The sequence below is a fragment of the Natronorubrum marinum genome (assembly GCF_052040125.1).
GTDB lineage: Archaea > Halobacteriota > Halobacteria > Halobacteriales > Natrialbaceae > Natronorubrum.
In genome coordinates this window covers 399,321-422,237 of record NZ_JBPPFV010000001.1, presented here as the reverse complement: position 1 = coordinate 422,237, position 22,917 = coordinate 399,321, and the positions used below count along the sequence as shown (strand labels likewise).

The window sequence follows — 22,917 nt, the reverse complement described above, 5'->3', positions numbered from 1 at the left end:
ACGCCCCTTACAGCTACCTCTCGTTCCAGTCGATCGGGAGTTACGATTCCTCGAGTAACGCGTCCACGTCCTCGCGGGTGTTGAACGCGTGGATCGACGCGCGAATCGCCTCGGGGCCGGGAAGCGACCTGACCACGATTCCGCGTTCCGAGAGTCGCTCGACGGTGGGTTCCGGCTCGTCGACCGCGATGGTCACGAGCCCCGACTCGTAGCGCCGCGGACTCAGCAACTGCTCGTCGGAGAGGCCCGCTTTGAGCCGATCCGTCAGCGTCTCGATCCGGTCGCGAACCGTCTCGATACCGACCTCCTCGAGACAGTCGATCGCTTCCGTCAACCCGGCGTAGGGGGCCGGACTCGCGGTCGCGACCTCGAACCGCTTCGCCCCTGGTTCGTACCGGTAGTCGACGGCGTTCTCGTCGACGACGCTACGGTAGCCGATGGCGGGCGGCACGAGGTCTCGTTCGCGCACGAGTCCATCCCGAACGTAGAGGAAGCCGGAGCCGAACGGCGCACAGAGCCACTTGTGGCCCGCGGCGACGACGAAGTCGGCCCCCCAGTCCCCGACGTCGACCGGCAGCTGTCCGGGAGCCTGGACGGCGTCGACGAGCACGAGCGCCCCCGCGTCGTGGGCGACGTCGACGATGTCCGAAATCGGCAGCCGGGTGCCGTGCGTCCAGGTGAGCGAACTCACGCAGAACAGGGTCGCCTCGCTCGCCGCCGCTTTCACGGACTCGAGGTCGAGACGGCCGCGTTCCGTCTCGAGGGTTCGAATTTCGATCCCGCGTTCGGCTTCGAGTCGCTGCCACGGGAGGGTTCCCGCGGAGTGCTCGAGGTCGGTCCGGACGACGACGTCCCCCGCCTCCCAGTCGATGGCACCCGCAACTCGGTTGATCCCGTCCGTCGTGCTCTCGGTGAGCGCGATTTCGTCTGCGTCGGCACCGAGCACGCCGGCTACCGCCGCTCGCGACTCGTCGTAGACGTCGAACGCGGCGGGGTACTGTCCCTCGTTGGTCGGTGCCTCGTACTCGTGGTGCTCGAGGGTCGATTCGGCCGCGTCGACGACGCGTCGCGGACTCGGCCCGCCCGCACCCCAGTTCAGGTAGGCGGCGGACTCGAGCGCCGGAACGGTTTCGCGAAGCTCCAGCGGTGTCATGCGCACTCGTTCGCGGCCCGTCGTGTTAGCAACTCGCTTTCGCGTGGCTCCGTTCGGTGCTCGTCTCCTGTCTCTGTTTCGCTCTCACTCCGTCGGGGGCGACGTACTCGTGGAGCGGCCGCTGGCCCAGCGGAAACGACGGCTCCGACGGCACTTCGTCGGGAAACTCGTTGTGATTAGTGGTAACTATGGGCATGGTAACTTGGACGGGACACGAGGCAATTGCACTGTGTCGCGTCGATACTGTGTTCGCAGGAGGGAGGCGTCCGCGGCCGTCCCTCAGAGTTCGCCGCGGAGAACGATATCCTCGCCGACGGTCTCGAGCATGTCTTCCGTAACGATGTAATCCTCCTCGTCTTCCCCCTCCACGCCGATTTTCGCGAGCACGTGCTCCGCGACGGAGGGGTTCGGATCCACGGCGGCGCGGCCACCGTCGACCTGCGCGACGATTCCGAGCTCTTTCCCTTCCACGTCGATCACTTTCTTCCCGACTTCGTCGTCGGTCAGTGTCGCTGTCATAGCGAATGCTATCACGACGGCCGGGATAACTTCGTGGCCGTCCCGTGCCGGTCCGGTCGGGCGACCCTCCAGTGCCGCTCGGGTGGTTTCCCTTCCGTGGCCCGGAGCGAACTACCGTCCCGCCGGCCGGAGCAAAAGATATCCCTGCCGACCGGAGCGAGGGAGGTCCCACCGGCCCACGCGATCCGCTGCACACGCGCCCCCGGAGTATTTGCCGACGGCTGCCGTGACTAGCGACGACGCCTCGTTCCACCCATGACCCACACCATCGAGATCAGCGACGACCTGAAGGACCGACTCGACAGCCACTGCGAGGAGGATCAGACCATCGAGGAATTCCTCGAGGAACTGGTCTCGATCTACGAGACCGATGGCGCGTTCCTCCGGGAAGGCTACTCCGAGTGACTCGAGCGATGGTGGCCGACCGTGCGGCGTTTTACGGCGGGTCCGCCTCTCGATCAACGTCAGTCACCGAATCCGGTAGTTCGTTGGTGACGACCGTTCGATCCGGCAACGTCGGCGTCGGTGCCCGCCCCAGCGTGAGCAGGCGCTCGGTTCGGGTGATCTCCTCCGCGCGGGGGGCCGTTTTCTCGATTTCCTCGTATTCGACAGCCACGCCGTCAGGATCGGCAGATATTCGGACGGCACAGAGCTGGTAGGACGGGTAGAACACGGGCGGGAGCAGCCCCGCGACGACGTCCCGACGGTGGAGGCGTTTCAGCCACGTGCCCGTGTTGACGAGCAGTCGGCCGTCGATCTCGGTCACCGACGGCCGGTGGGTGTGACCGTAGCAGAAGATCGCCGTCTCCGGTCGGTCGTCGAACACCTCGCGGGCGGCCTCGACGTACGGCGCTTCGGGGTCGACGGTGAGGTCCGTCTCGAACACGCCGAACCGATCGACGGTCTGCCCGACGTCGCGAAAAATGAAGTAGACGGGAACCCCTACGATGAGAATCATGCCAGTGATCGCCGCGTTGACGACGAGGAGGAAGTGAACGGTCTCCCCGACCAGTCCCAGCCGGTCGAGAACCGCATCAGCCTGCTCGACCGGCATCGTCCAGACGCCGGCGACGTCCAGCCCTGCCAGTACGGCGATGATGGCGCTAACGTAGAACAACAGCAGGAACGGAATCACGGCGTACCGCAGGAGGGGGTTCATCTCGCGGTAAAAGTACTTCGAGAGGAGCCAGTTCGGGACCCGCTCGGTCGGCGTGACCGCCTGGACGTCCTTCAACCAGTTGTACCGCCCTCGATCGGAGAGCTGGCCGGCTCGGCTCGTGACGAGCGCGTTGTAAAAGTAGCCCAACGGCGTCTCGAAGGGGTTGCCGAAGTCCCTGAATCGGTTGTTGGGATCCTGCTGGTGCCCGTGTTCGAAGTGAATCGTCCGATCGCCAACCGGTCGAACGATCGACTGGTCCTGAACGAGGGTAATGTTGTAGTCGGCCAACCGGCTCACGTACTCGTCGTACGCGGCGAGATCGCTGTCGTGATTGCCCGGCAACAGCGTGATGGGAATCGAATCTCCAGTCGCGCGCAGCTGTTCGAACAGTTCCGGATAGCGCTCCGTGAGAACATCGAACTTCGCTACTCCCTCGGGCTCGGTGAACTCCCACAGACCGAACGCGTCGCCGTTGATGATCAACTCCGCGTCCTCGTCGGTCGTCTCCAACCGCTCGAGAAACGCGAGTAATTCCTCGAGGAAGTCGATTTCGCCCAGTTGCTCGTCGCCGCCCATATGGAGGTCGCTGATCACGTAGTAGACCGGATCGGCGACAGTGTCGGCCATGGCTTCGACGTTCGACTTCGACGGGTATAGTGCTACTCCCGCTCGTCACATCGGTACGTACGTACTGGTGACAACCCTCACCACACCGTTCGCCGGCGGCATGTCCCCGCTCTCGAGTAGCTCATTTCGGCCCTCGAGACGACAACACCGGGCGCTACCCGTGTGGTCGTTTCGACAACGCCAATTCATGAACCGTCTCGACGATTCGTCGTCAGGACGGGGACCGATGCGGCGCGGAGGACCCGTTCGGAAATACTGCCGAGGAACCGCTCGTCCAGTCCCGTGCGACCGTGGGTCCCCATCACTACCAGATCGGTTCCCGCGGCGTCGGCATACGCGACGATCTCCGTCGGTACCGATCCCGATTCGACGGCAATCACGATATCGTGGACACCCTCGTCGTTCGCCGTCGACTCGGCGTCCTCGAGCAAGTCCCTCGCCTGACGCTCGCGATCAGTCTCGCCGACCGATCCAAAGAGTCCGTCCTCAAGGACGACGAGGAGGTGAAGCGTCGCACCGTGGTGCTTCGCGATGGCCGCACCCGTCCGCAGTGCAGTTGTCGCGTGCGCGCTTCCGTCGATCGGGACGAGGACGGATTGATACGGATAGGTCGGGCTATCCTCAGACACACGAACGGTCAGTACTGGCATTGGTGCCGTATTAACGACACGTTCGGCGACGCTCCCGATGACGTATCGCTCGAGGCCGTCTCGATCGTGGGTCCCCATCGCCACGAGATCGACGTCCTTCGTCTCAGCATAGTCGACGATCGCGTCGTGAATCATGCCCTGAACGATGTCTGTGGTAACAGGAGCGTCGCTGTCCGCTGCTCGTTCCCGCGCGTCCGAAACGATCTCGTTGCCTTCGCGTTCGAGGATGTCCTTGACGTTGGTACCGATGCGGGTCTGACTCGGCTCGTTCGTGTCCGCGACGTAGAGGAGGGTGACGGTCGCGTCGTGATCGCTGGCAATCTCGAGCGCGTGATCCAGCGCTGCCGTCGCCGAATCGCTCCCGTCGACGGGAACGAGTATGCGGTCGTACATGGCCGTCGCTAACTTCGTTCCGGATCGGTATACCGTTTGACCCGCCTATGAAGGCGTTCCCCTCGTGTGGCATACGAGTCGGCCGACTACGCGGTAGTATCACGCGAATGGATATACGGACGTTGGGGCAGAGACGGCCGAGGCTGTTCTCGAGCGGGGTCAGGGGTAGAACGAGGTGAGACGTTAGGACGAAGATCCGTGCGAGGGAGTTACCTAGTCCAAAGAATAGTTATCGCTGGCTCACTCGTTTCCCCGCATGGCCGTCCTTGAGTCCCTCCAGAGTATCCTATTCTTGCTGGCGTTCCTCCTTGCTCCTGGCGTTGTCGCGACTGCAATGACCGCCCCCATTTCTGCCTCGAGTCGGATTCGTGCGCTCTTTCGCGCGCTCCCGCCGACCGATTCGGCAGGGCTCTCATACGCCCTGATCGGACTGGCGGGGTCGTTACCCTATATCGTCGGCGTCAGCGTGGCAATCGCACTCGCCGGCGAGGACGGGATCTGGGGGCCACCGATCCTCGCTGCCACCACACTCCTTTCTGTCTGCTACGTCGTTGCCGTCCCGATTATCGGCGCGGTCGGACTGCCACAAGTGGGTATCGACTGGGATCCAACCGGGTACGGCCTCTCGACTTGGACGTTGCTAGCGGTCGGTGCGTTTTGGTACGCGCTCGTGTTTGCCATCCCGCTGGCGATTATCGGGGTCGTTCTCTCCCTACCGGGTGGGTGGTGAGAACAGTCGAGCCGGGTCACACCAGTTCGGCGTCGCCCGCACACAGTAGTCGACAGTCGTCTGTTACACCGACCCATCCCGCCCGGCTACGCGTCGCGGTCCCACCGAAAGCCGACCGGCGCTGCGGGCGGATCGAGCGGACTCGCCGGCAGTTCGGTCCCGGCCATGGACTCGTTGTACGCCCGCGGCGCGACGTCGTTGGGGCCGTCCGGGTAGTACAGCGACGCGAGCGTCTGGATGTGGCCGCGACCGACGCCGAGTTCGAACTGACCGCCGCCGTACAGTCGAATATCGCGCTCCTCACAGTGGGCGATCGTCTCGAGCAGCGATTCGAGCGAGCCGAATCGCGAGGGTTTGATGTTGAGCCAGTCGGGCTCCCACGGGAGCGACCGGACGTCCTCGAGTCCGTCGATCGGGGCGTCCCAGGAGACGCGGCGTCGAACCGCGTCGTCCTCGAACAGGGGCTCGGTCTCGTCGGTCAGCGCGGGGTCCTCGACGACGGCGTCGGGGAAGGCCTCGAGAACGCGCCGGTACAGTTCCGGGTCCGCCGGGACGTCGACTTCGGTTCCCTCGTACTGGCCCTTGAGATCGAGAATTCGGATGCTGTCGGTGCCGACGCTCTCGTCGATCGCACTCACGAGGTCGTCGTCCCACTCAGGAATCGGATCGAGTTTGAACTCGAGGTCGGGAACCCGGTCGCGCAACTGCTCGAGTCGGTCAGTCGTCGGCGGTTCGCCCAGTCGCGTGCTGGCGACGAATCGAACGGGGTCGAACGAGCGGCCGAGCGCGCTCGCGACGTCGGTGCCGGCCTGCCGAAGCGCGAGATCCAGCGCGGCGCTCTCGAGGCCCCAGCGGCGATAGTTCCGAAAGACCTCGCGGTCGGGTGCGCCCGCTGGGAACAGATCGACCGACTCGAGGCGGGCGGAAAAGGAGTCGACGGTATACTCGCCGGTGAGGTCGGGCAGCCCCGACTCGGCCAGCGCGTCGTGCTCGTCCGTCTCATAGGTGACGTCCTCACCGCGGCCGACGATGGGATCGCTATGAACGTCGTCGGCGTTCGATCCGGGTCCGGTCAGCGCGAACTCGGTTGAGACGCGGGTGAACTCGCTCGAGGTCTCCCGTTCCAGCCGTTCGGTCGACATCGCATCGATCGACAGCGACAGATCGGCGATCCGGTCGTAGTCCATACGGGCTAGACGTGGGCCAGAGGAATGAAGGTTGCAGGCGACAGAGTCTCGTTCGAAGGGGGTACGGGACTCGCGGTCGTAAACGGGGGCGAACTCACTTCTCGTCGCGTCGCTGACGCAGGTTCTGGCGGGTGAACTGCGGTTTGACGCGGGTCGTTCGCGGCTCGCGGAACGACCGGTAGAGCTGGATCGTCACCAGGACGGAGAAGACCGCGGCGACGACGCTGGCTTCGGGGGCCTCGAGAGCGTAGAGGACGCCCATCGAGAACAGCGACATGGTCAGTAACAAGCCGTAAATCAGTCGTTTGGCGAGCGTGGCGAAGACCTTCTCCTCGTCCTCGACGCCGATCCGGACGAAGAGGTCGTCGCGGTCCAGTCTGTCGAGCGTACGCTCGGTCTTGGGTGCCAGCCGCGTGAGCGACTCGCCGCTGCGGCGGAGTTGCTGGCCGGTTTCGCGGACGTACTGGCGAGCGGTCTCCTCCCGGTAGCCCTGCTCGGTGAGGTAGTTCGTCGCGGTGTCGATGAAGTCGAAGTCGGAGTCGAGGGTGACGCAGACACCCTCGACGACGGTCGCGACCCGGAGGACCAGCGCGAGGTTCTTCGGGAGACGGAACGGGAAGACGTAGATCGAGTCCTCGATCTGCCCGACGATCTGGTTGATTCGGTACTGCTCGACGTCCTCGCCGCGGGCGTCCTGGATGGCGATCTCCATCACCTCGGCCATCACCCCGCGGTCGGCGTCGGGGCTGAGCGTCCCGATCTCGATGAGAGCGTCGAGGATGCCGTCGATGTCCTGGTTGGCGACGGCGACGTAGAAGTCGACGATCTTCTCCTGGATGAACGAATCGACCCGACCGGACATCCCGAAGTCGTAGAAGACGATCCGTCCGTCGTCGGTTACCGCGAGATTACCAGGGTGCGGGTCGGCGTGAAAGACGCCGTCCTCGATTATCATCTGGAGATACGATCGCTCTAAGTTCTCCGCGACTCGCGTCCGGTCGATCCCCCGCCGCTCGAGTTCCTCGACGTCGTTGATCTTCGTTCCCTCGACGTACTCCATCGTGAGCACGCGCGGCCCCGAGTGGCTCTCGATCACGTCGGGGATGACGAACCGATCGTCGTCGGCGAAGTTTCCGCGAATTTCCTGGAGCATCTCGGCCTCTCGCTCGTAGTCCATCTCCTCGCGGATCGTCTTCGAGAACTCGTCGGCGAGGTTCTCGAGCGAGAACGACCGCGACTCGTCGACGAAGGTGAGCAAGATGGGGAGCGACCACTTGATCACGCGCAGGTCGGCGTTGACCAGTTCCTCGATGTTCGGCCGGCGGATCTTGACGGCGACCTCGCGGCCGGCGTCGTCGGCGGCATCGGCATCGGTCGCCCGTTCGGTGCCCCCGACGGCAGCTTCGTCGTCCGCTACGGCGTCGGGATCGACGCGCGCTCGGTACACCTGCCCCAGACTCGCGCCGCTGATCGCCTCCGTCTCGAACTCGACGAAGTGGTCCTCGAGCGGCCCGCCGAGTTCGTCCTCGAGCACGACCTTCGCCTCGGCCCACTCCGCGGGCGGCACGTCGTCCTGCAGCGCCGAGAGCACGTCGATGTACGCCGGCGGCAACACGTCCGGCCGCGTCGAGAGCAACTGACCGAGTTTGATAAACGTCGGCCCGAGGGTCAACAGCGACTCGAGGAGGACCTCCGCGCGGTGACGGTGGGTCTCGGGGTCGACCCGCCGCGACCGGCCGAACAGCAGGAACCGTCGTCGGTCACGGGCAAAGGCGACGAGCAGCGGGAGGAACTGCCAGGCGACGAGCACGAACCGCTTGTAGGCGCGGAGGGAGACCAGTCTCGGTCACCTCACGTTAGTCGGCATCCTCTTCGACGACGTCGATCGTTGTCTCTCCGTCTCCGGACGTTTTGGGCAGGTCTAACTCGAGGACGCCGCGCTCGACCGTCGCTTCGGCCTCCGTCTCGAGGGCGTCGGCGGGCATCGGGAGGTCGACGTCCAGAAACAGCGAGCGATTCTCCTCGAGGTAGCGGTAGTCGTCCTCGGGTTCCTTCTCGCGGTGGGCGTCGATGGAGATCCGACCCTCGTCGACCGATAGCTCGAGCGAGTCGGCGGAGACGCCCGGAACGTCGAGAACGAGCAGGTAGGCGTCCTCGCTCTCGAGCAGATCGAAGAAGACGTCGTCCGAGAGGTCCCGCAGTGCGTCGCGAAGCGCTGACATAGCTACTGGTTCGAACGCCGATACGAAAAAGCCCGCGGTAGCGGTCGATTCGGGTGCAGGAGAGAAACGGTGGCAAACGCTCGAGAGAGGACGCCTCAGAGTGCCCACGAAACGGCGATTACCGCCGCGAGAGCGCCGATTCCGAGAGTGAGGAGTCCCTGTGCGCCGGCGCGGAGTCCGAGTCGCCGTTCGGTACTGTCGGAGATGATGAACGGATCGCCGAACAGCGCGTGACGAAGCCGGAGCCAGCGGCTGTCGGCGTACGCCGCCTCGTCGACGCCGACGGCGGCGTTGACCTGTCCCGGCGCGCTCGAGACGGTCGTATCGTATCGAGCCGTTCCGAGGACGTGGACCTCCTCGTCGGGGACGAGCAGCCGTTCCGTGAACCGACGATCGCTGTCCGTCAGCCGATCGAGGATTCCGCGGTCCGATCCCGTCGCCTGATCGTCGATGGCGTCGGTGTCCTCGATGAACCGGGCGATCGTCGAGGGCGGTTCCGTCCCAGCATCGACGGTAATTCGGTTGTCAGTCTCCAGCCTGAGGTCTGCTCCCGGCGGCTCGATCAAGACGTTTCCCGAGTCGTCCTCGAGCAGAAACGGAACGTACCCCTCGTCGGCGTCGATCGTCGACCAGTTCGAACCGTTTTTCGAACTGCTGTACCGTTCGATCTCGTACTCGTAGGCGAGACACGGCGTGTCGGAGAGCGGGGCGCGACAGCGCCGCCCGTCGTCGACCGGCCGGGCCGTGCCGCGCAGTTCGATCCGACCGCCGTCCGTTGTGTCGAGGACCGAATCCGGCCGCGAGCGGAGGATGCGGTTCGCGAGTCGAAGTTCGCCGATGCCGTACCAGCAGAACGCGACCGCGACCGCGGCACCGAGTGCGAGGACCGCGACCGAAGCCGACTCGACTTGAAGGACCATCCGTGATCGTGACAGTTTCGAGACACCCAATATAACTGTATCGGCGGGTGACGGACCGCGGACCCCACGTTTTTGACGCCCGCCGCCCCGAGTCTGAGTATGAACGGAGCCGACAGCGAGCGCAAGGAGTCAGGGTTCAAGGTGCGGACCCCAGTGGCAGAGGCGCGTCGGACGCTCAGGGATGCCCTCGCGGCGGGCGAGCCGGCCGACGGAGGCGGTTCCAGCGACGACAGCCCACCGCAGACGGGCGCCGAACGGATAGACGTCGGGCGCGCGGACGGCCGCGTGCTGGCCGAACCGGTCACGTCCGCTCGGAACGTCCCGCACTACCGGCGGGCCGCGATGGACGGCTACGCCGTCCGCGCCGCGGACACGTTCGGTGCCAGCGATCGCTCGCCCGAGGTGCTCCGGATCGCCGAGGGAACTGGCGGCGACGCCAGCGTCGGACCCGACACCGCCGCGCGGGTCCACACCGGAAGCGCCCTGCCCGAGGGCGCCGACGCCGTCGTCATGATCGAGCACGTGACCGACCTCGAGTCCGCGGGCGAACTCGAGGTCGAAGACGCGGTCGCGGAGGGCGAAAACGTCGCGCCGATCGGGGAGGACGTCGCAGAGGGCCAACGGCTCTACGACGCGGGCCATCGGCTCCGACCGTCGGATCTCGGGCTCCTGCGCTCCGCGGGCTACGCGAAGGTTCCGATCGCGAAGCGGCCGACGGTCGGCGTCGTGCCGACGGGGGAGGAACTCGTCGCGGCCGATCCGGAACCGGGCGAGGTCGTCGAAACGAACGGGCTCACCGTTTCCCGACTGGTCGAGCGCTGGGGCGGCCGTGCGACCTACCGGAACGTCGTCACCGACGACCCCGAGTCGCTGCGCGTGGCGATCCAGCGGGATCTGACGAAGGACGTCCTCGTGACGACCGGCGGCTCCTCGGTCGGCGAACGCGACCTCCTGCCCGAAGTGATCGACGAGCTGGGCGAAGTGCTCGTCCACGGCGTCGGCCTGAAACCCGGCCACCCCGTCTGTCTGGGTCTCGTCGAGGACACGCCCGTCCTCGCCTTACCCGGCTACCCCGTCGCCTGCATCGTCAACGCGGTCCAGTTCCTGCGCCCCGTACTGCGCTGGCTCGAGGGCACCGAGCCCAATCCCCACCCCACGACGCTGGCCCGACTCGAGCGCAAGATTCCGAGCGGACCCGGCACGCGAACGTTCGCGCGAGTGCAACTCGAGCCGCGAGATGGAAACGCGAGCGAACTCGAGGCCGACGAGCCGCGATACACTGCGACGCCGACCAGAGCGAGCGGGTCGGGCGTGCTCTCGAGCGTCGCGCTGGCCGACGGCTGGGTAGTCGTCGACGACGAGCGCGAGGGGATTCCGGCGGGTGAGACGGTCGCCGTCGAGGACTGGGAGCCGAACGGGTAACCGGCGCGCTCGCGACCACCATCATTAATAACACTGTCTGGCTACTCTGCACGTATGGAACTGAACGAACTCCTCGAAGGGGAGTCGCTTACCGGACGACAGGCCGCGATTATCTTCTTTACCTTCCTGATATTGGTCGTCTTGGCGGGGATACTCCTCGTGGCGCTCAGAGACGTCTTCTGGCTCGCCGTATAGAGCCGTCGACCCATACTCGAGTCGTCAATCCTACTCGAGCGCGAGTCGAACCGCATCCGCGAGCGCGTTCACGCGAGCGACGTGTTCGTAGGAACCGTCGCGAACCCCGTTCGTGACGTACGAGAAGCCAATATTCTCCTCGGGATCGGCCCAGCCGACGCTGCTCCCGAGACCGGCGTGACCGAACACCCGGTCGGGTGAGAGCGTTCCGTAGGGTGCGACCGTCGTCCCCCCCTTCCAGAAGCCGAGGGCGAACCGGCCTTCGCGGCCGAGCGTGCCGTCCGAATCGGTTTCGGCCTCGAGGCCGGTCATTTTCTCGACTGTTTCGGCCGAGAGGAGTCGGGAGCCCTCGAGTTCGCCGCCGTTGGCGAGACAGGCGTAGAAGCGAGCCATATCGCTCGCGGTGCCGATGCCGTTCGCCGCCGGAATCACCGAGCGGTGGATCGCCTCGGTGTTGAACGGCGCGGCGACTGCGGTGTGGTCGCCGAGTCCCTCGCCCGGGTCGCGGCAGCGGTCGAACGGTTCGAAGCCGACCAGCGTCGCGACGTCGTCGTCCTCGTCTTCGCGCAGGCCAATGCCGGTGTCGTCCATGCCGAGTGGGTCGAACACGCACTCGGCGGCGGCGTCCTCGATTGACGTCCCCGAGACTCGGCGGACGAGTTCGCCAACCAGCCAACCGAAGGTCAGCGCGTGGTAGGCCGGTTGCTCGCCCGGCGGGAAGTTCGGCTCCATCGACTCGAGCTGCTCCACGACGGCGTCCCAATCGCTCCAGAGATCCGGTCGGTCGTCGATCTCGCCGCGATTGAGCCCCGACGTGTGACTGAGCACCTGCCTGACAGTGATCTCAGCCTTCTCGGTTCCGTCGTCGGCAAACTCGGGCCAGTGATCGACGACGCGGTCGTCGTACGCGAGTTCGCCCTCGTCGACGAGCGCGTGGAGGGTCACCGCGGCGTACGGCTTCGTACACGAAAAGAGGACGTGGCGCGTGTCCGTCGTCTCGTCGTCGCCGTCCGGCCCCGTCACGCCGCCCGCGAGGTCGAGCACCTGCTCGCCGTCGACGTAGACGGCTAACTGGGCGCCGTGGTGGAGGCCGACCTCGAGGTGACGGTCGAACAGCGCGGCGATCCGCTCGCGATCGGATTCGGCAAGTCGTGACATACCAGCAGACTCACGCGGTAGTATTGTAATCGTTGTCCTCGAGGCCGACTCCGACTCGGTTCACGAACCGGGTCTCGAGTGAGTAACCCCGAATTGACCCTCAATAATAACAGCGTGATAATCACGTTTGGGAGATATTTGCTATTTACTGACAGACGGTCGATGAATGACTGAAACGGTGATCATCTACCGGCTAAATATCATCATTACGCTCCTGTGTGCTATCCTCGGGAGACCCATTTGGCCGGCACTGTCTAGTTGAGCACCTCTTCGACAGGAGTTCGCCCATCTAGCGTCTAATTCGGTCGATCGTGATTGTAGTGGTGTCTGAACCATCGCAGCCAGCGGCGAGCGCTGGCTAGACTGCCCCGCCAAAACGAGTGAAAGCGGTCGATCCGAACGTCGATCGCCACGCGCTGACCGAGCGCGTGGCTCACGCTAGCGTCGATCCAAACCTGACCAACGACGGCGAATTGGCGACAATTCGGCCCGGCTGAATCCGTCAGCCGGGCCGGGAACGTCTGCAGCGAGTGGTAACGCTATCGAGCAGCTGGAGCCTTGGACGGCTTTCGCCGCTTCTCCCGAAGAATCGACGTGAATTCGCTGATTTCGTCTTGCGTCTCACAATTCAACAGCCCTTCTTGAGCTCAAACTGCTGAACCGACCGACCATCTGGACCTAAAGCGATAACGGGTGCATACAAACAGCTGTGAGAACCGGCATAGCTTCCTTCGCAACTGCTTGCGAAGATTTCGAGGGTCTCAAAACACCACTTACAGGGCTATCTGAACGTCCTCAGCCTCATTCTCACCGATGACCATGGGTTCAAGAAAATCATAGGTCCTGACTTCTATAGATGAGCGCACCTCAAAATATCGGCTTCAGTGCCGTGTCGACGAACAATAAAACCCCGATGATGACAGCCAGCCCAATCAGTCCGGCGTTCACTGCGGACCCGGCGTCGAAATACAACGGAATGACCAGGAAAAACAGTCCGAGTCCGACGAGAACAGCCGGTGCAACCTCCGTAATTGAATCTCCCTGCACAACAGCCGACAGTACCCATACGAGCACGAGGCCAGCACCGACGGCGACCGCGACCTCCTGATACCCGACCATAACTGACGATTGTGTTGAGAAGTTACACATCTGTCTCTTATCAAGTTTGGTGAAACACGTTGAGGACAAAGCAGTCAATGAGCCCCTGAAGCAGTGTTCCGACGAGGTTCAAGGTCCAGACGAATCTGTAGGTTCGGACCGACTGTTCCAGTCCTGGGTTGGAGAGCCCGCGGAATTTCGCCAACCACGGGTTCACCAGTAACTAGAGGCATTCGACTTGATTGATGTGAACGCCCTCATCGGTCACGAATTCGTCGGTGTGAACGACCGTCTCCTCGTGCTCGTAGACGAGTGGCGAATACCCGCGCCACTCGTCATGCCAGACCTCCTCGAGTTCGCCCGACAGGACCTCGATCTCATCGATCGCTGGCTTCAGTTCGTCCGCCTCAGTGCCATCCTCTGCCCGTACCACCCGAAGTACGTCGCGACAGGCCCCGACGAGCGTCATCCAATCACCTGGCACTCCTTTCCACCGTGATCGACCTGGCTCCTCGGAGCCGGCACGGGACAGACCGTCCCGCGACGGCAACTGAGCCTTGTAGCAAAGCATTTGGTTTCGGTTTCATCGACTTGAGTTGGTCCGTCGAGAGTGTGTTGAATGCGCCCGAAGACGAGGGGAAAGCCGCGTTCGAACGCGACTTCTCCCTCGCGTAAGCGCATATGATCGTTTCATAATAGCGGTCGAATAGCTGGGCGATCTGGGTGATGCTGGGCAAGGTATCGGCGTAGAGGATGAACATGAGAGGGAGTTTTCCGTGAGTGAGGCAACTATTTGCGAAAGGTGTATCTCTGGCACAAAGGAAGCCATAGCGGCAATTGCGGCACCAGACGCTGGGACTGGCGTCCCGCGTCTGTAGAGCTATGTCGGTGCATTCCGGCCAGGGAGCCTGTTCACACAAGTTTGCAGCGCCGCTTGACGATGGCATCGAGGGGCTCGAGGCGAAATTCGCGACACAACCCTATTATTCCCGTTGAGTCCCATTCGCCGGACCTCTCGGAGACGAGCACGCCGGAACCGGTCGCCTCGATGCCGGAGTACGATGCGGCGTGGCGCGGACTCTACGTCGGTGAACTCACAGTGTGGGGCCTCCAGTCGTGGCTTCCGTTCCTGCCGGACGATGTCGATTCGGCGGCCGCAGACGGTACCAGTCTGACGTTCAGCGAGTGGCTCATCGACCGGCACGGTCTGGTCGGCGCTGTGATTTGGCCGATTCTGACGAGCGTGTTATCTCTCGCCGGGATACTCCTGTTTCTCCTCATCGGCGCCGCGGTCGTCTGGGAGGTAGTACAGCCCTATCGGTAGCATCCTCCGACGAGCGACCAGTTACCGAACGACGGCGAACTGGTTTCGTGAGCACTGAACCGATATGCACACCGATCGCACAGTCTCCGCTCTCGCTCACTTCGTTCGCTCACGGGTCGTTCCGTCGTCCCTCGTCGACCGTTCCTCAAGCTTAATCACTCGGCTGTGAGTCTGGCCGATACGACCGACTGATCGCCTTCCAGGTCCCGGTCTCGAACCGGTAGTAGGTGACGACGGCGGGAACGAGCGTCTCGAGGACCAGTGCAGCGTACAGCGCCTCGATCCCGAGCGGAGTGACGGCCTCGAGGCCGGGGACCGGAACCGAGACGGCACCGAGGAGGGCGACGGGAAGCGCGAACACGTAGAGCCCGAGCAGTTGGCCGTAGAACGGCCAGCGGGTGTCGCCGCTGGCCCGGAGCGGGCCGGTCGCACCGCCGCTGACGCCGCGGAAGACGACGCTGACGCAGGCGACGACGATGAACGTGGTCACGAGCGGAAGGATCGACGGATCGTCGACGAAGACGCGACCGATCTGTTCGGCGAAGACGAAGACGACCGCCGCGCTGACGAGGTAGACGCCGACGCCGAACCAGAGGACCTGACGGCCGTAGCTGTCGGCGGCCCGTTCGTCGCCGGTGCCCAGTTCCTGGCCGACGAGGCTGCTCGAGGCGAGCGAGAACCCCCAACCGGGCGTGTCCATCAGATCCCGGACCCGTCGAGCGACGACGTAGGCGGCGAGCACGTTCGGGCCGAACAGCGCGACGATGGCGAGCATGGGGAACTGAGCCCCTCGTCGGGCGACGTTCGTGAACACCAGCGGGGTGCCGATAGTGAGGATGTCACGGACGTCCTCGAGCGTCGTCTGGGGCCAGCCGAGGGTGACCGGGAACTCGCCGACCAGCGGCAGTCGGCCGACGGCGAATCCGACGACGAACGCGGCCAGGACGACCACGTTCGCGACGACGGTTCCCATCGCCGCGCCGACGACGCCCATCCCGAGTGCGAAGATGAACACCGCGTTGAGCGCGACGTTGACGACGGCACCGCCCGCGCGGAGCATCATCGGCGTCCAGGCGTCGTCGGCGCCGACGAGCGTCCGGCTCCCGATAAGGTTCAGCGCCGCGAAGGGAACCCCGAGCGCGACGACCTTGAGGTAGTCCGCGCCGTAGGCGATCGACGCGGCGTCGTTGCCGATGAGCGCGATCAGTTGGTGGGGTACCAGCCAGTAGAGGGCTGCGAGCGGGAGCATGATCGCCACGACGATGAGTCCGCTCGTCGTCACCGCCAGCGAGACCCCCTCGGCGGTGCCGCCGGTGTAGCGCTGGGAGACCAACCCGATCGTCGCGCCGGCGATCCCGCCGCCGATTCCGAACGCCAGCCCCCAGAACGGGGCCGCGAGTCCGATGCCAGCGATCGCTGCCGGTCCGAGGGCGATCCCGACCATCGCGACGTCCGCCGCGGACTTCGACATCCGGGCGAGTCCCGTGACGATCCGCGGCCACGCGAGGTCGGTCGTCCGCTCGACGCGACGAGGTTCGATCACCCCGAACCGCGCGAGCAGCGAGCCGACCGAGAGCAGCAGCCACCGGAACGGATTCGGGAGATCACTCCATCGAAAAGACACGAACACGGGTTTGGATTCTGGCGGTAAAGGGCTTGATATCGGCAGGTACACCGGCAGTCACTCTCATTTTCTCGAAATAGTACACCATTATCGTTCATTGGATATCCATACGTTCGATGTCGTGCGTGACACTCACACGCCGCGACCGGGTCGACCGACGTTTTTAGCCCCGGCCCGCCAACGGCGCGTATGGAACGCAAGGAGTTTCGCGACCTCGCCTCGCCCGCGGCGGCCCGCGAGGCGATCGACTCGCTCTCGCTCGAGGCCGGCATCGACCGCGTCTCACTCGAAGACGCTCGCGGTCGGGTGCTCGTGGCACGACTCGACGCCGAACTCGACGTCCCGGGATTCGACCGGGCGAGTCTGGACGGCTACGCACTTCGGGCACGAGACACGTTCGGCGCGGACGAAGCCGACCCGGCGCGACTCGAGGTCGTGGGCGCGGTCCACGCGGGAGCGCAACCCGATGTCGAACTCGCGGACGGGCAGGCCGTCGAGATCTCGACCGGAGCGGTGATGCCCGACGGCGCGGACGCGATGGTTCCCGTCGAGCGCACTGACACGGACGAAACCGACGGCGAGGGGGCGAACGACGTGTTGATCCGCACCTCGGTCGCCCCCGGCGACAACGTCATGTTCGCGGGTGCCGACGTCGCGGCCGGCGAGCGCGCGCTCGGTCCAGGGACCCGAATCACGCCGCGAGACATCGGACTGCTCTCGGCGCTCGGAATCGACGAGGTGCCCGTCCGGGGACGGCCCGCGGTCGGCATCGTCTCGACGGGCGACGAACTCGTCCGGCCGGGCGGCGACCTCGAGAGCGACCGCGGCGAGATCTACGACGTCAACAGCTACACGATCGCCGCGGGGGTCGAGGACGCCGGCGGCGAGGCGGTGCTCTACCCCCACGCCGGCGACGAGCAGGACGAAATGGAGCGTATCCTCCGCGAGGCGGCCGACGAGTGCGACCTCGTGCTCTCCTCGGGGTCGACCAGCGCGAGCGCGGTCGACGTCATCTACCGGGTGATCGAGGAACAGGGCGAACTGCTGCTCCACGGCGTCAGCGTCAAACCCGGGAAACCGATGCTCGTCGGCCGGCTGCAGGGCTCCGCCTATATCGGTCTTCCCGGCTACCCCGTCTCCGCGATGATGGTCTTCCGGACGTTCGTCGCGCCCGCGATCCGCGCGGCCGCGGGGCTGCCGGAGCCGACGGCGGCGACCGTTTCGGGACGGATGGCCAGACAGGAACGCCACGGCGAGGGACGACTTCGGCTCATGCCCGTCGGGGTCGTAACCGATGTCGACGCGGAGCCGCTCGTCTACCCCGTCGACAAGGGCTCCGGCGCGACGACCAGTCTCGCCGAAGCCGACGGCGTCGTCGAAGTCGGCCCCGAGACCGACTACCTCGAGGCGGGCGAACCCGTCACCGTCCAGCTCTTTTCGCCGGATGTCCGCCCGCCGACGCTGCTCGGCGTCGGCGAGGACGACCCGACGCTGAATCGGCTGCTCGACCGCCTCGAGAACCCCCGCTATCTATCGGTCGGCTCCCGGCCGGGGCTGCGCCGACTGCGCGAGGGCGTGCCGGACGTCGCAGTCGTCGCGGGACCGACCGATCGCGAGCACGAGGCCGACGAACTCGGCGGCTGGAGCCGCGAGTGGGGGCTGATCGTCCGGCCCGGCAATCCCGCAGAGGTGGAGGGACTCGCCGATCTGGTCGACCGCGACCTGCGCTTTGTCAACCGCACGACGGACTCGGGACTGCGCTCGAGTCTCGAGGCCGCAGTCGACGACCTCGCGGCGCACCGCGACGGTTCCCCCCGCGACCTTCGCGAGTCGATCGACGGCTTCGATCTGGGGCTTCGCGCCCACGAGAGTCCCGCACGCAAAGTGATCTCGGGCGACGTTGACGTCGGGCTGGGACTGCGCGAGACCGCCGAGCGACTCGATCTCGCGTTCGTCTCCCTCGGGGAGCAACCCGTCCGGGTGCTCGCGAACCCCGACCGAACGGGCAAGAAGAGCGTCCGCGAACTCGAGACGGTCCTCGAGAACGAGACTGGAACCGAGAGCGAGCCCTGACCCTCGACAACCTGACGCGTTGACAGATCGGCGGTGACCGCCAACCGATTCCGGACCGATATCAGTCCGCCAGACAGTCAGTACCGCCAGAACAGCGCTTTTTACGTCAGTGTGATGTACAGGTGGTGATGTCGACGATAGCCGAGTTCCGGCTACCAGCAGCGCAGACGACACTGGGTACGGCACTCGAATACGCGCCCGAAGCCACGTTCGAGCTCGAGTCGTCGGTCTCGAAGACGTGTCCCTCGCTCTGGGTCTCCGACGTTGGCCGCGAGACGGCTGCCACAGCCTTCGAGACGGATCCCTCCGTCGCCGAGTACGAACTGCTCGTCGAAACCCAGTCGCGGCTGCTGTTCGACGTAACGTTCGTCGAGGGGACGATGCGACTCCGCGACGAACTGCTCGCGAACGGCGGCTCCGTCCTCGAGATGTGGGGCACCGACGGCTGGTGGCAGGTCAGGGTCCGGTTCCCCGATCGGGAGACGCTCGTCGGAGCGTACGACCGCCTCGAGGCGTCCGGGATTTCGGTCGACCTGCGCCGGGTGAGCGACATCAGCGGCGTGACCGGCGACGAGACGCGGCTGACCCCCCAGCAACAGGAGGCGCTCGAGGCGGCGCTCGAGCACGGCTACTTCGAGATTCCGCGCGGCATCTCGATGGAGGAGCTAGCCGAAGAGCTGGGAATTTCCCATCAGGCACTCTCCGAACGGTTCCGACGCGCCTACGAGACGCTGGTCGACGACGAGCTACAGCCGGCGAGCGAGCAGTCGAACGTCAGGTGAGCGCAATCTGGGGCCACCTCCGAACGGCCGAGTCGTCGAACGAGGTCTGCGGCTGAGTGTGCGCGGCCAACGGTTATGCCCGCCAGCGGCGACGGTCCTCGTGGCATGCTCGAACTGTACCAGGCGGAAGGCTGTCCGCACAGCGCCGACGTCCGCGAGAAACTGACCGATCTCGGCGTCTCGTACGTAATTCACAACCCGCGACGGCCCGGCAGCGAGGGTGGCGACGTGCTCAACGACCAAGCTCGGCGGGTGATGACCGAACTGGGCGGCGAGGACTCGATCCCGTTCCTCGTCGACACCGACCGCGAGGAAGCGCTCTACGAGAGCGAGGAGATCGTCGACTATCTCGAGGACCACTACGCCTGAGGTCGGTACGGCACGGATACTCCGCATACGAGGAGCGATCGACGGTTCGTGGATCTGCTCACTGCATGACTATTTTTATACAGTATCGGGATAGTCAGGTGGTATGAATAGTACAGCGCTGCGACGGCGGGACCTCCTCGTCGCAATATCGGCTGGCTACGCCACGCTCGCGGGCTGTTCGGAGATCAGGACCGCCAACTCCGGCTACGGAACGGCGTACGGCTACGGGTACGGGACCGACTGAGCATGCCGGACGAAACGCCGCGGCTCGGACTGGGGACCTACGAACCGGGCGACGAGTGGGATCACACCGACACGGTCGAGGCGCTCGACGAGCACGCGATCGTCCGCGCCCCGATCGCCGACCGTCCGGCGACGGGCGAGTACGACGACGAACTGTTCCACGCGACCGACCAAGGGATCACCTGGCGCTGGGACGACTCGAGCGAGGACTGGGTGTACTTCGGCGGCCGGGGCAGTGCCGATCAGCCGGTGCCGGGGACGAGTCACTTCGAGGCGACGCACGTCGACGAAGCAACCATCGGCGCGGCGAGTATCGATACGGCGAGCGCCGACGCAGCGACTCTCGTCCACGCACGCAGCGAGGAGACTCCCGTTTGGAACGTCGAGGCACACGGCATCGAGGGCGACGGCACGACTGACGTCGGACAGGCCGTCCACGAACTCCTCGAAACCGTCGCGGACGCCGGCGGCGGGATCGTCTACGTTCCGCCGGGCCGGTATCTCCTCGAGCGAACGCCGCTGGTGGGTGACGATACGCTCCTCGTGGGTGCCGGTCGATCGACCGTCCTCGAGGGGCCACGGCCCGACGGCGAGGAGGGACGGGCGCTCCTCTCCAACAGGGGGTACGACGCGACCGGCTACGGGGGGGCCTCGAACTGGGGCGTCTGCAACGTCCGCATCGACGCGCCGGAGTCGAACGGAATCATGCCCGCACACGCGAAAAACGTCCGACTGGAGAATATCTACGGCGACGCGGTCTACTACCACCACATCGACGTCGTCTCGTCGAAAAACGTCGTCGTGGACGGCTACTGGGCGAGTCGCGGCGGCGAGGGGAGTTCGGACGCCCCCGTTCAGTTCGACAACCAGAATGCGGGGACGGGCTGGAACAGCGTGTGGAACGGCACGGATCACAGCCCCGCGACGGCCGACGACACGCCGACGAAACACTGCCGCCTGACGAACTTCGAGATCGATCCGGAGAACGACCCCGACTACGGCGTTCACATCCATCGCGACGGAAACGAGTCGATCATCGTCAGCGACGGCTACATCACCGGCTGTCAGCACTCGGCGATCAGGGCCGACACCGGCGATCTGATCGCGGATCTGACGATCGACTGCGTCTCGTGCATCGAGAACGCGCGAGGGATCTCGCTGGGTCACGTCGGAAGCGGTCGACGGGAGTTGACCATCGACAACGTCACGATCAGAACCGACGACAAGGGGCTGGCCGCCGGATCGGGACTCTACGCGAGCGGATTCGACGGCGCGAAAATCTCGAACGTCATCGTCGACGGCGCATTTACGAACGCGATGGTGTTCGACGACATGGACGACCTGAAGCTGAGTACCGTCACGGCGACGGGAGCCAGACATCAAGCGTACAGATTCCGAGAGAACGTCGATGCGACGCTCACGACCGCTCGCGCGGCCGACTGTGGCACTGCGGGGATTTACTCTGGTCCCGGAAGTCGCGTCGCCTACGGCGGCATCACGTTCGACGACGTCGGAAGCGAGGTCGTCGTCGACGGCGAACTACGGGAGTGGAAGTCGTCGTGATCGTCGTCGATCGCCTTGCCGTCTCGAGACGTGCCTCCGTACTAGTCGCTCGAAAAACCGTCGCAGATAGCGCGACCGATACGCCGTCGATTAGTCGCTCGAGGGCGAAGGGAGCAGATCCCGAACGAAGACCTCGTCGGGGAGATCGGGGAGCTGTGGCGGAACGACCCCGTCGCTCGAGTCGATCGTGTGCCCCGTCTCGACGTAGTGTTCGATTGCCCGGCGCGAGCGAGCGCTGCTGGAGGGCTCGTCGGTCTCGCTCGTGTGCCAGTCGCAGGTGAGGCAGTATTTCATTCGCGTCTCTGCTCTCAGCTTAGAGTCGCCTCGTGAATCTTTTTTGGTATTGCATGACTCGGGGTTCGACCCGATTCGAGACGTCCGGGAGTCGACGGCCGACGTCAGAACAGGTCGTCGAACGACTGAACCCGGTAATCGCCGAGGACGCAGCGCCCGCGCCGGTCGTGGCCGACGCGTTCGACGTGGATGGCGTCGAGGCCGGCGTTCCAGGCCGCCCCGACGTCGTTGGCGCCGTCGCCCGCGAGGACGCCCCGATGACCGTTGTTCGCGACTCCGAGGTCGTCCATCACGGACTGGACGGGCGCCGGATCGGGTTTCCAGCCCGTCTGCTCGGTACAGCACAGGCGCGCGTCGAACCAGTCATGAATATCGAGGTGGTCGAGCACCGGCTCGCAGAGGAACTGCTGGCAGTGCGTGACGAGACCGACCGGCACGTCGAGGTCGGTGACGAACTCGGCGTCCTCGTGGAGGTAGGTCTGTTCGGCCCGCACCAGCGGATCCTCCTCGTCGTGGAAGGCCTCCCAGAACGCCTGCGGGTCGAGGCCCCACTCCAGAAGTTGGCGGTCTCGAGAGCCGGTCAGGCCGCTCCAGATAATGTCGGCTTCGCGGTCGGTGAACTCGTGGCCGATCCGGTCGCCGACCCGGTCGAATACGTCGCGGGTGTACGACCACTCGACGTCGACGAGCGTCCCGTCGAGGTCGAGCAGCCAGAAATCGTACGGATCGTCGTCGTCCATCTCGCCGTCCATCGGACGCTGAGGTACGTGCGTCTCAACTAAAGATGTATCGTCTGTCAAATCGTCGGTCACGGAATCACTCGCTCACACCTTGTCGGTAACTCGGATACTCGAGCCCAGATACTTCGAGAGCACCTCCGAGACGGTCTCGGCGTTGAACGACTCGAGATCGGCCGCGATACCGTCTTTCATGGCTGCGAAGTACTCCTGGTCGACCTGGAGTTCCCGAAACGAGACCGACTCGACCGGCTCGTCGAGCCACTCCTCGACGAGTTGGCGGCCGTACGCCGCGTCGCTCAGTTCGCCGCGCCAGAGCGTGTCCCGGAAGAACAGCCAGCCCTCGCGCCCCGGTTCGGGGGCCTCGTGAAAGACGGTAACCGTCGTCTCAGCCGTCGACGGCTCGAGCCGAACCGACGGCTGGTCGGGCTCGAGGCAAAGCTCCGCGCGGAAGACGTATCGGGCCTCCATCGCT

At 65.0% G+C, this 22,917-nt stretch carries 24 protein-coding genes and 3 pseudogenes; 11 read left to right on the top strand and 16 right to left on the bottom strand.

Annotated features, from left to right (window positions below; translation table 11 throughout):
- Positions 1 to 40: 40 nt before the first annotated feature.
- Both ACSFC5_RS02160 and ACSFC5_RS02155 read right to left on the bottom strand, forming a co-directional pair.
- Complete coding sequence (locus ACSFC5_RS02160) at positions 41 to 1,153, bottom strand: aminotransferase class V-fold PLP-dependent enzyme (RefSeq protein ID WP_440763625.1); 1,113 nt, start codon at positions 1,151 to 1,153, stop codon at positions 41 to 43.
- Positions 1,154 to 1,432: 279 nt separating this feature from the next.
- Positions 1,433 to 1,672: a DUF8593 domain-containing protein gene (locus ACSFC5_RS02155; protein WP_440763624.1), complete on the bottom strand. Its 240-nt coding sequence runs from the start codon at positions 1,670 to 1,672 to the stop codon at positions 1,433 to 1,435.
- A 255-nt stretch (positions 1,673 to 1,927) separates the two neighbouring features.
- Between ACSFC5_RS02155 and ACSFC5_RS02150 the strand changes: the two genes are divergently transcribed.
- Positions 1,928 to 2,077: a DUF7557 family protein gene (locus ACSFC5_RS02150; RefSeq protein WP_440763623.1), complete on the top strand. Its 150-nt coding sequence runs from the start codon at positions 1,928 to 1,930 to the stop codon at positions 2,075 to 2,077.
- A 31-nt stretch (positions 2,078 to 2,108) separates the two neighbouring features.
- Here the strand turns inward: ACSFC5_RS02150 and ACSFC5_RS02145 are convergent, their stop codons facing one another.
- Both ACSFC5_RS02145 and ACSFC5_RS02140 read right to left on the bottom strand, forming a co-directional pair.
- Positions 2,109 to 3,458, bottom strand: a complete 1,350-nt coding sequence (locus tag ACSFC5_RS02145) for a metallophosphoesterase (RefSeq protein ID WP_440763622.1) — start codon at positions 3,456 to 3,458, stop codon at positions 2,109 to 2,111.
- A gap of 185 nt (positions 3,459 to 3,643) precedes the next feature.
- Complete coding sequence (locus ACSFC5_RS02140) at positions 3,644 to 4,501, bottom strand: universal stress protein (protein WP_440763621.1); 858 nt, start codon at positions 4,499 to 4,501, stop codon at positions 3,644 to 3,646.
- 256 nt (positions 4,502 to 4,757) lie between these two features.
- On the opposite strand from ACSFC5_RS02140, the gene ACSFC5_RS02135 reads away from it, so the two are divergent.
- A complete protein-coding gene (locus ACSFC5_RS02135; RefSeq protein WP_440763620.1) occupies positions 4,758 to 5,231 on the top strand; it encodes a DUF8162 family protein in 474 nt (157 codons plus the stop codon).
- A gap of 86 nt (positions 5,232 to 5,317) precedes the next feature.
- Here the strand turns inward: ACSFC5_RS02135 and ACSFC5_RS02130 are convergent, their stop codons facing one another.
- From ACSFC5_RS02130 to ACSFC5_RS02115, 4 genes are all read right to left on the bottom strand, one after another.
- Complete coding sequence (locus tag ACSFC5_RS02130) at positions 5,318 to 6,418, bottom strand: enolase-like domain-containing protein (RefSeq protein ID WP_440763619.1); 1,101 nt, start codon at positions 6,416 to 6,418, stop codon at positions 5,318 to 5,320.
- Positions 6,419 to 6,512: 94 nt separating this feature from the next.
- Positions 6,513 to 8,228 carry an ABC1 kinase family protein gene (locus tag ACSFC5_RS02125; protein WP_440763618.1) on the bottom strand — a complete coding sequence of 572 codons (1,716 nt, stop codon included), beginning with the start codon at positions 8,226 to 8,228 and terminating at the stop codon, positions 6,513 to 6,515.
- 46 nt (positions 8,229 to 8,274) lie between these two features.
- Positions 8,275 to 8,640 (bottom strand): Hsp20/alpha crystallin family protein, encoded by a 366-nt coding sequence (locus ACSFC5_RS02120; protein ID WP_440763617.1) that lies wholly within the window; start codon positions 8,638 to 8,640, stop codon positions 8,275 to 8,277.
- A gap of 95 nt (positions 8,641 to 8,735) precedes the next feature.
- Entirely contained in the window at positions 8,736 to 9,560 is an 825-nt protein-coding gene (locus ACSFC5_RS02115) for a GIDE domain-containing protein (RefSeq protein WP_440763616.1), read from the bottom strand.
- Between the two features lie 99 nt (positions 9,561 to 9,659).
- Between ACSFC5_RS02115 and ACSFC5_RS02110 the strand changes: the two genes are divergently transcribed.
- Positions 9,660 to 10,982, top strand: coding sequence for a molybdopterin molybdotransferase MoeA (locus tag ACSFC5_RS02110; protein ID WP_440763615.1), 1,323 nt, complete (start codon positions 9,660 to 9,662; stop codon positions 10,980 to 10,982).
- A gap of 54 nt (positions 10,983 to 11,036) precedes the next feature.
- The gene (locus ACSFC5_RS02105; protein WP_440763614.1) at positions 11,037 to 11,177 is read left to right on the top strand and encodes a hypothetical protein; all 141 of its coding nucleotides are present in this window, start codon (positions 11,037 to 11,039) and stop codon (positions 11,175 to 11,177) included.
- Positions 11,178 to 11,207: 30 nt separating this feature from the next.
- Here ACSFC5_RS02105 and ACSFC5_RS02100 read toward each other — a convergent pair whose 3' ends face one another.
- The gene (locus ACSFC5_RS02100) at positions 11,208 to 12,335 is read right to left on the bottom strand and encodes a serine hydrolase domain-containing protein (protein ID WP_440763613.1); all 1,128 of its coding nucleotides are present in this window, start codon (positions 12,333 to 12,335) and stop codon (positions 11,208 to 11,210) included.
- A gap of 296 nt (positions 12,336 to 12,631) precedes the next feature.
- Positions 12,632 to 12,736 (bottom strand): annotated as a pseudogene (locus tag ACSFC5_RS02095) (IS6 family transposase); the annotation flags it as partial.
- Positions 12,737 to 13,031: 295 nt separating this feature from the next.
- Between ACSFC5_RS02095 and ACSFC5_RS02090 the strand changes: the two are divergent.
- Positions 13,032 to 13,195, top strand: a pseudogene (locus ACSFC5_RS02090) (IS1595-like element ISHti5 family transposase); the annotation flags it as partial.
- Between the two features lie 7 nt (positions 13,196 to 13,202).
- On the opposite strand, the gene ACSFC5_RS02085 reads toward ACSFC5_RS02090, so the two are convergent.
- A complete protein-coding gene (locus ACSFC5_RS02085; RefSeq protein WP_440763612.1) occupies positions 13,203 to 13,454 on the bottom strand; it encodes a hypothetical protein in 252 nt (83 codons plus the stop codon).
- Between the two features lie 40 nt (positions 13,455 to 13,494).
- A pseudogene (locus ACSFC5_RS02080) lies at positions 13,495 to 14,420 on the bottom strand (IS1595 family transposase).
- 61 nt (positions 14,421 to 14,481) lie between these two features.
- Between ACSFC5_RS02080 and ACSFC5_RS02075 the strand changes: the two are divergent.
- Positions 14,482 to 14,757 carry a hypothetical protein gene (locus tag ACSFC5_RS02075; protein WP_440763611.1) on the top strand — a complete coding sequence of 92 codons (276 nt, stop codon included), beginning with the start codon at positions 14,482 to 14,484 and terminating at the stop codon, positions 14,755 to 14,757.
- A 151-nt stretch (positions 14,758 to 14,908) separates the two neighbouring features.
- Here ACSFC5_RS02075 and ACSFC5_RS02070 read toward each other — a convergent pair whose 3' ends face one another.
- Positions 14,909 to 16,381, bottom strand: a complete 1,473-nt coding sequence (locus tag ACSFC5_RS02070; protein WP_440763610.1) for an MATE family efflux transporter — start codon at positions 16,379 to 16,381, stop codon at positions 14,909 to 14,911.
- A 189-nt stretch (positions 16,382 to 16,570) separates the two neighbouring features.
- Here ACSFC5_RS02070 and ACSFC5_RS02065 point away from each other — a divergent pair, with 189 nt between their 5' ends.
- The 5 genes from ACSFC5_RS02065 (at position 16,571) to ACSFC5_RS02045 (ending at position 21,411) form a co-directional block, all read left to right on the top strand.
- A complete protein-coding gene (locus ACSFC5_RS02065) occupies positions 16,571 to 18,454 on the top strand; it encodes a molybdopterin biosynthesis protein (RefSeq protein ID WP_440763609.1) in 1,884 nt (627 codons plus the stop codon).
- 128 nt (positions 18,455 to 18,582) lie between these two features.
- Positions 18,583 to 19,236 carry a helix-turn-helix domain-containing protein gene (locus tag ACSFC5_RS02060; protein WP_440763608.1) on the top strand — a complete coding sequence of 218 codons (654 nt, stop codon included), beginning with the start codon at positions 18,583 to 18,585 and terminating at the stop codon, positions 19,234 to 19,236.
- A 105-nt stretch (positions 19,237 to 19,341) separates the two neighbouring features.
- Positions 19,342 to 19,605 carry a glutathione S-transferase N-terminal domain-containing protein gene (locus tag ACSFC5_RS02055; RefSeq protein ID WP_440763607.1) on the top strand — a complete coding sequence of 88 codons (264 nt, stop codon included), beginning with the start codon at positions 19,342 to 19,344 and terminating at the stop codon, positions 19,603 to 19,605.
- 103 nt (positions 19,606 to 19,708) lie between these two features.
- A complete protein-coding gene (locus ACSFC5_RS02050) occupies positions 19,709 to 19,849 on the top strand; it encodes a hypothetical protein (RefSeq protein ID WP_440763606.1) in 141 nt (46 codons plus the stop codon).
- 2 nt (positions 19,850 to 19,851) lie between these two features.
- Complete coding sequence (locus ACSFC5_RS02045; protein WP_440763605.1) at positions 19,852 to 21,411, top strand: glycosyl hydrolase family 28-related protein; 1,560 nt, start codon at positions 19,852 to 19,854, stop codon at positions 21,409 to 21,411.
- Between the two features lie 90 nt (positions 21,412 to 21,501).
- Here the strand turns inward: ACSFC5_RS02045 and ACSFC5_RS02040 are convergent, their stop codons facing one another.
- The 3 genes from ACSFC5_RS02040 to lwrS form a co-directional block, all read right to left on the bottom strand.
- A complete protein-coding gene (locus ACSFC5_RS02040; protein WP_006089844.1) occupies positions 21,502 to 21,705 on the bottom strand; it encodes a hypothetical protein in 204 nt (67 codons plus the stop codon).
- A gap of 104 nt (positions 21,706 to 21,809) precedes the next feature.
- Complete coding sequence (locus ACSFC5_RS02035; protein WP_440763604.1) at positions 21,810 to 22,457, bottom strand: HAD family hydrolase; 648 nt, start codon at positions 22,455 to 22,457, stop codon at positions 21,810 to 21,812.
- 72 nt (positions 22,458 to 22,529) lie between these two features.
- On the bottom strand, positions 22,530 to 22,913 hold the full coding sequence (gene lwrS / locus ACSFC5_RS02030) for an LWR-salt protein (RefSeq protein WP_440763603.1): 384 nt from the start codon (positions 22,911 to 22,913) through the stop codon (positions 22,530 to 22,532).
- Positions 22,914 to 22,917: the final 4 nt, after the last annotated feature.

Bases quoted from the DNA above. Each gene is read 5' to 3' on its own strand.
- ACSFC5_RS02085 (WP_440763612.1), bottom strand. From the start codon at position 13,454: ATGGTCGGGTATCAGGAGGTCGCGGTCGCCGTCGGTGCTGGCCTCGTG.
- ACSFC5_RS02155 (WP_440763624.1), bottom strand. From the start codon at position 1,672: ATGACAGCGACACTGACCGACGACGAAGTCGGGAAGAAAGTGATCGAC.
- lwrS (WP_440763603.1), bottom strand. From the start codon at position 22,913: ATGGAGGCCCGATACGTCTTCCGCGCGGAGCTTTGCCTCGAGCCCGAC.
- ACSFC5_RS02060 (WP_440763608.1), top strand. From the start codon at position 18,583: ATGTCGACGATAGCCGAGTTCCGGCTACCAGCAGCGCAGACGACACTG.
- ACSFC5_RS02140 (WP_440763621.1), bottom strand. From the start codon at position 4,501: ATGTACGACCGCATACTCGTTCCCGTCGACGGGAGCGATTCGGCGACG.
- ACSFC5_RS02115 (WP_440763616.1), bottom strand. From the start codon at position 9,560: ATGGTCCTTCAAGTCGAGTCGGCTTCGGTCGCGGTCCTCGCACTCGGT.
- ACSFC5_RS02105 (WP_440763614.1), top strand. From the start codon at position 11,037: ATGGAACTGAACGAACTCCTCGAAGGGGAGTCGCTTACCGGACGACAG.
- ACSFC5_RS02035 (WP_440763604.1), bottom strand. From the start codon at position 22,457: ATGGACGGCGAGATGGACGACGACGATCCGTACGATTTCTGGCTGCTC.
- ACSFC5_RS02110 (WP_440763615.1), top strand. From the start codon at position 9,660: ATGAACGGAGCCGACAGCGAGCGCAAGGAGTCAGGGTTCAAGGTGCGG.
- ACSFC5_RS02130 (WP_440763619.1), bottom strand. From the start codon at position 6,418: ATGGACTACGACCGGATCGCCGATCTGTCGCTGTCGATCGATGCGATG.
- ACSFC5_RS02050 (WP_440763606.1), top strand. From the start codon at position 19,709: ATGAATAGTACAGCGCTGCGACGGCGGGACCTCCTCGTCGCAATATCG.
- ACSFC5_RS02045 (WP_440763605.1), top strand. From the start codon at position 19,852: ATGCCGGACGAAACGCCGCGGCTCGGACTGGGGACCTACGAACCGGGC.
- ACSFC5_RS02040 (WP_006089844.1), bottom strand. From the start codon at position 21,705: ATGAAATACTGCCTCACCTGCGACTGGCACACGAGCGAGACCGACGAG.
- ACSFC5_RS02075 (WP_440763611.1), top strand. From the start codon at position 14,482: ATGCCGGAGTACGATGCGGCGTGGCGCGGACTCTACGTCGGTGAACTC.
- ACSFC5_RS02120 (WP_440763617.1), bottom strand. From the start codon at position 8,640: ATGTCAGCGCTTCGCGACGCACTGCGGGACCTCTCGGACGACGTCTTC.
- ACSFC5_RS02145 (WP_440763622.1), bottom strand. From the start codon at position 3,458: ATGGCCGACACTGTCGCCGATCCGGTCTACTACGTGATCAGCGACCTC.
- ACSFC5_RS02160 (WP_440763625.1), bottom strand. From the start codon at position 1,153: ATGACACCGCTGGAGCTTCGCGAAACCGTTCCGGCGCTCGAGTCCGCC.
- ACSFC5_RS02135 (WP_440763620.1), top strand. From the start codon at position 4,758: ATGGCCGTCCTTGAGTCCCTCCAGAGTATCCTATTCTTGCTGGCGTTC.
- ACSFC5_RS02055 (WP_440763607.1), top strand. From the start codon at position 19,342: ATGCTCGAACTGTACCAGGCGGAAGGCTGTCCGCACAGCGCCGACGTC.
- ACSFC5_RS02150 (WP_440763623.1), top strand. From the start codon at position 1,928: ATGACCCACACCATCGAGATCAGCGACGACCTGAAGGACCGACTCGAC.
- ACSFC5_RS02100 (WP_440763613.1), bottom strand. From the start codon at position 12,335: ATGTCACGACTTGCCGAATCCGATCGCGAGCGGATCGCCGCGCTGTTC.
- ACSFC5_RS02065 (WP_440763609.1), top strand. From the start codon at position 16,571: ATGGAACGCAAGGAGTTTCGCGACCTCGCCTCGCCCGCGGCGGCCCGC.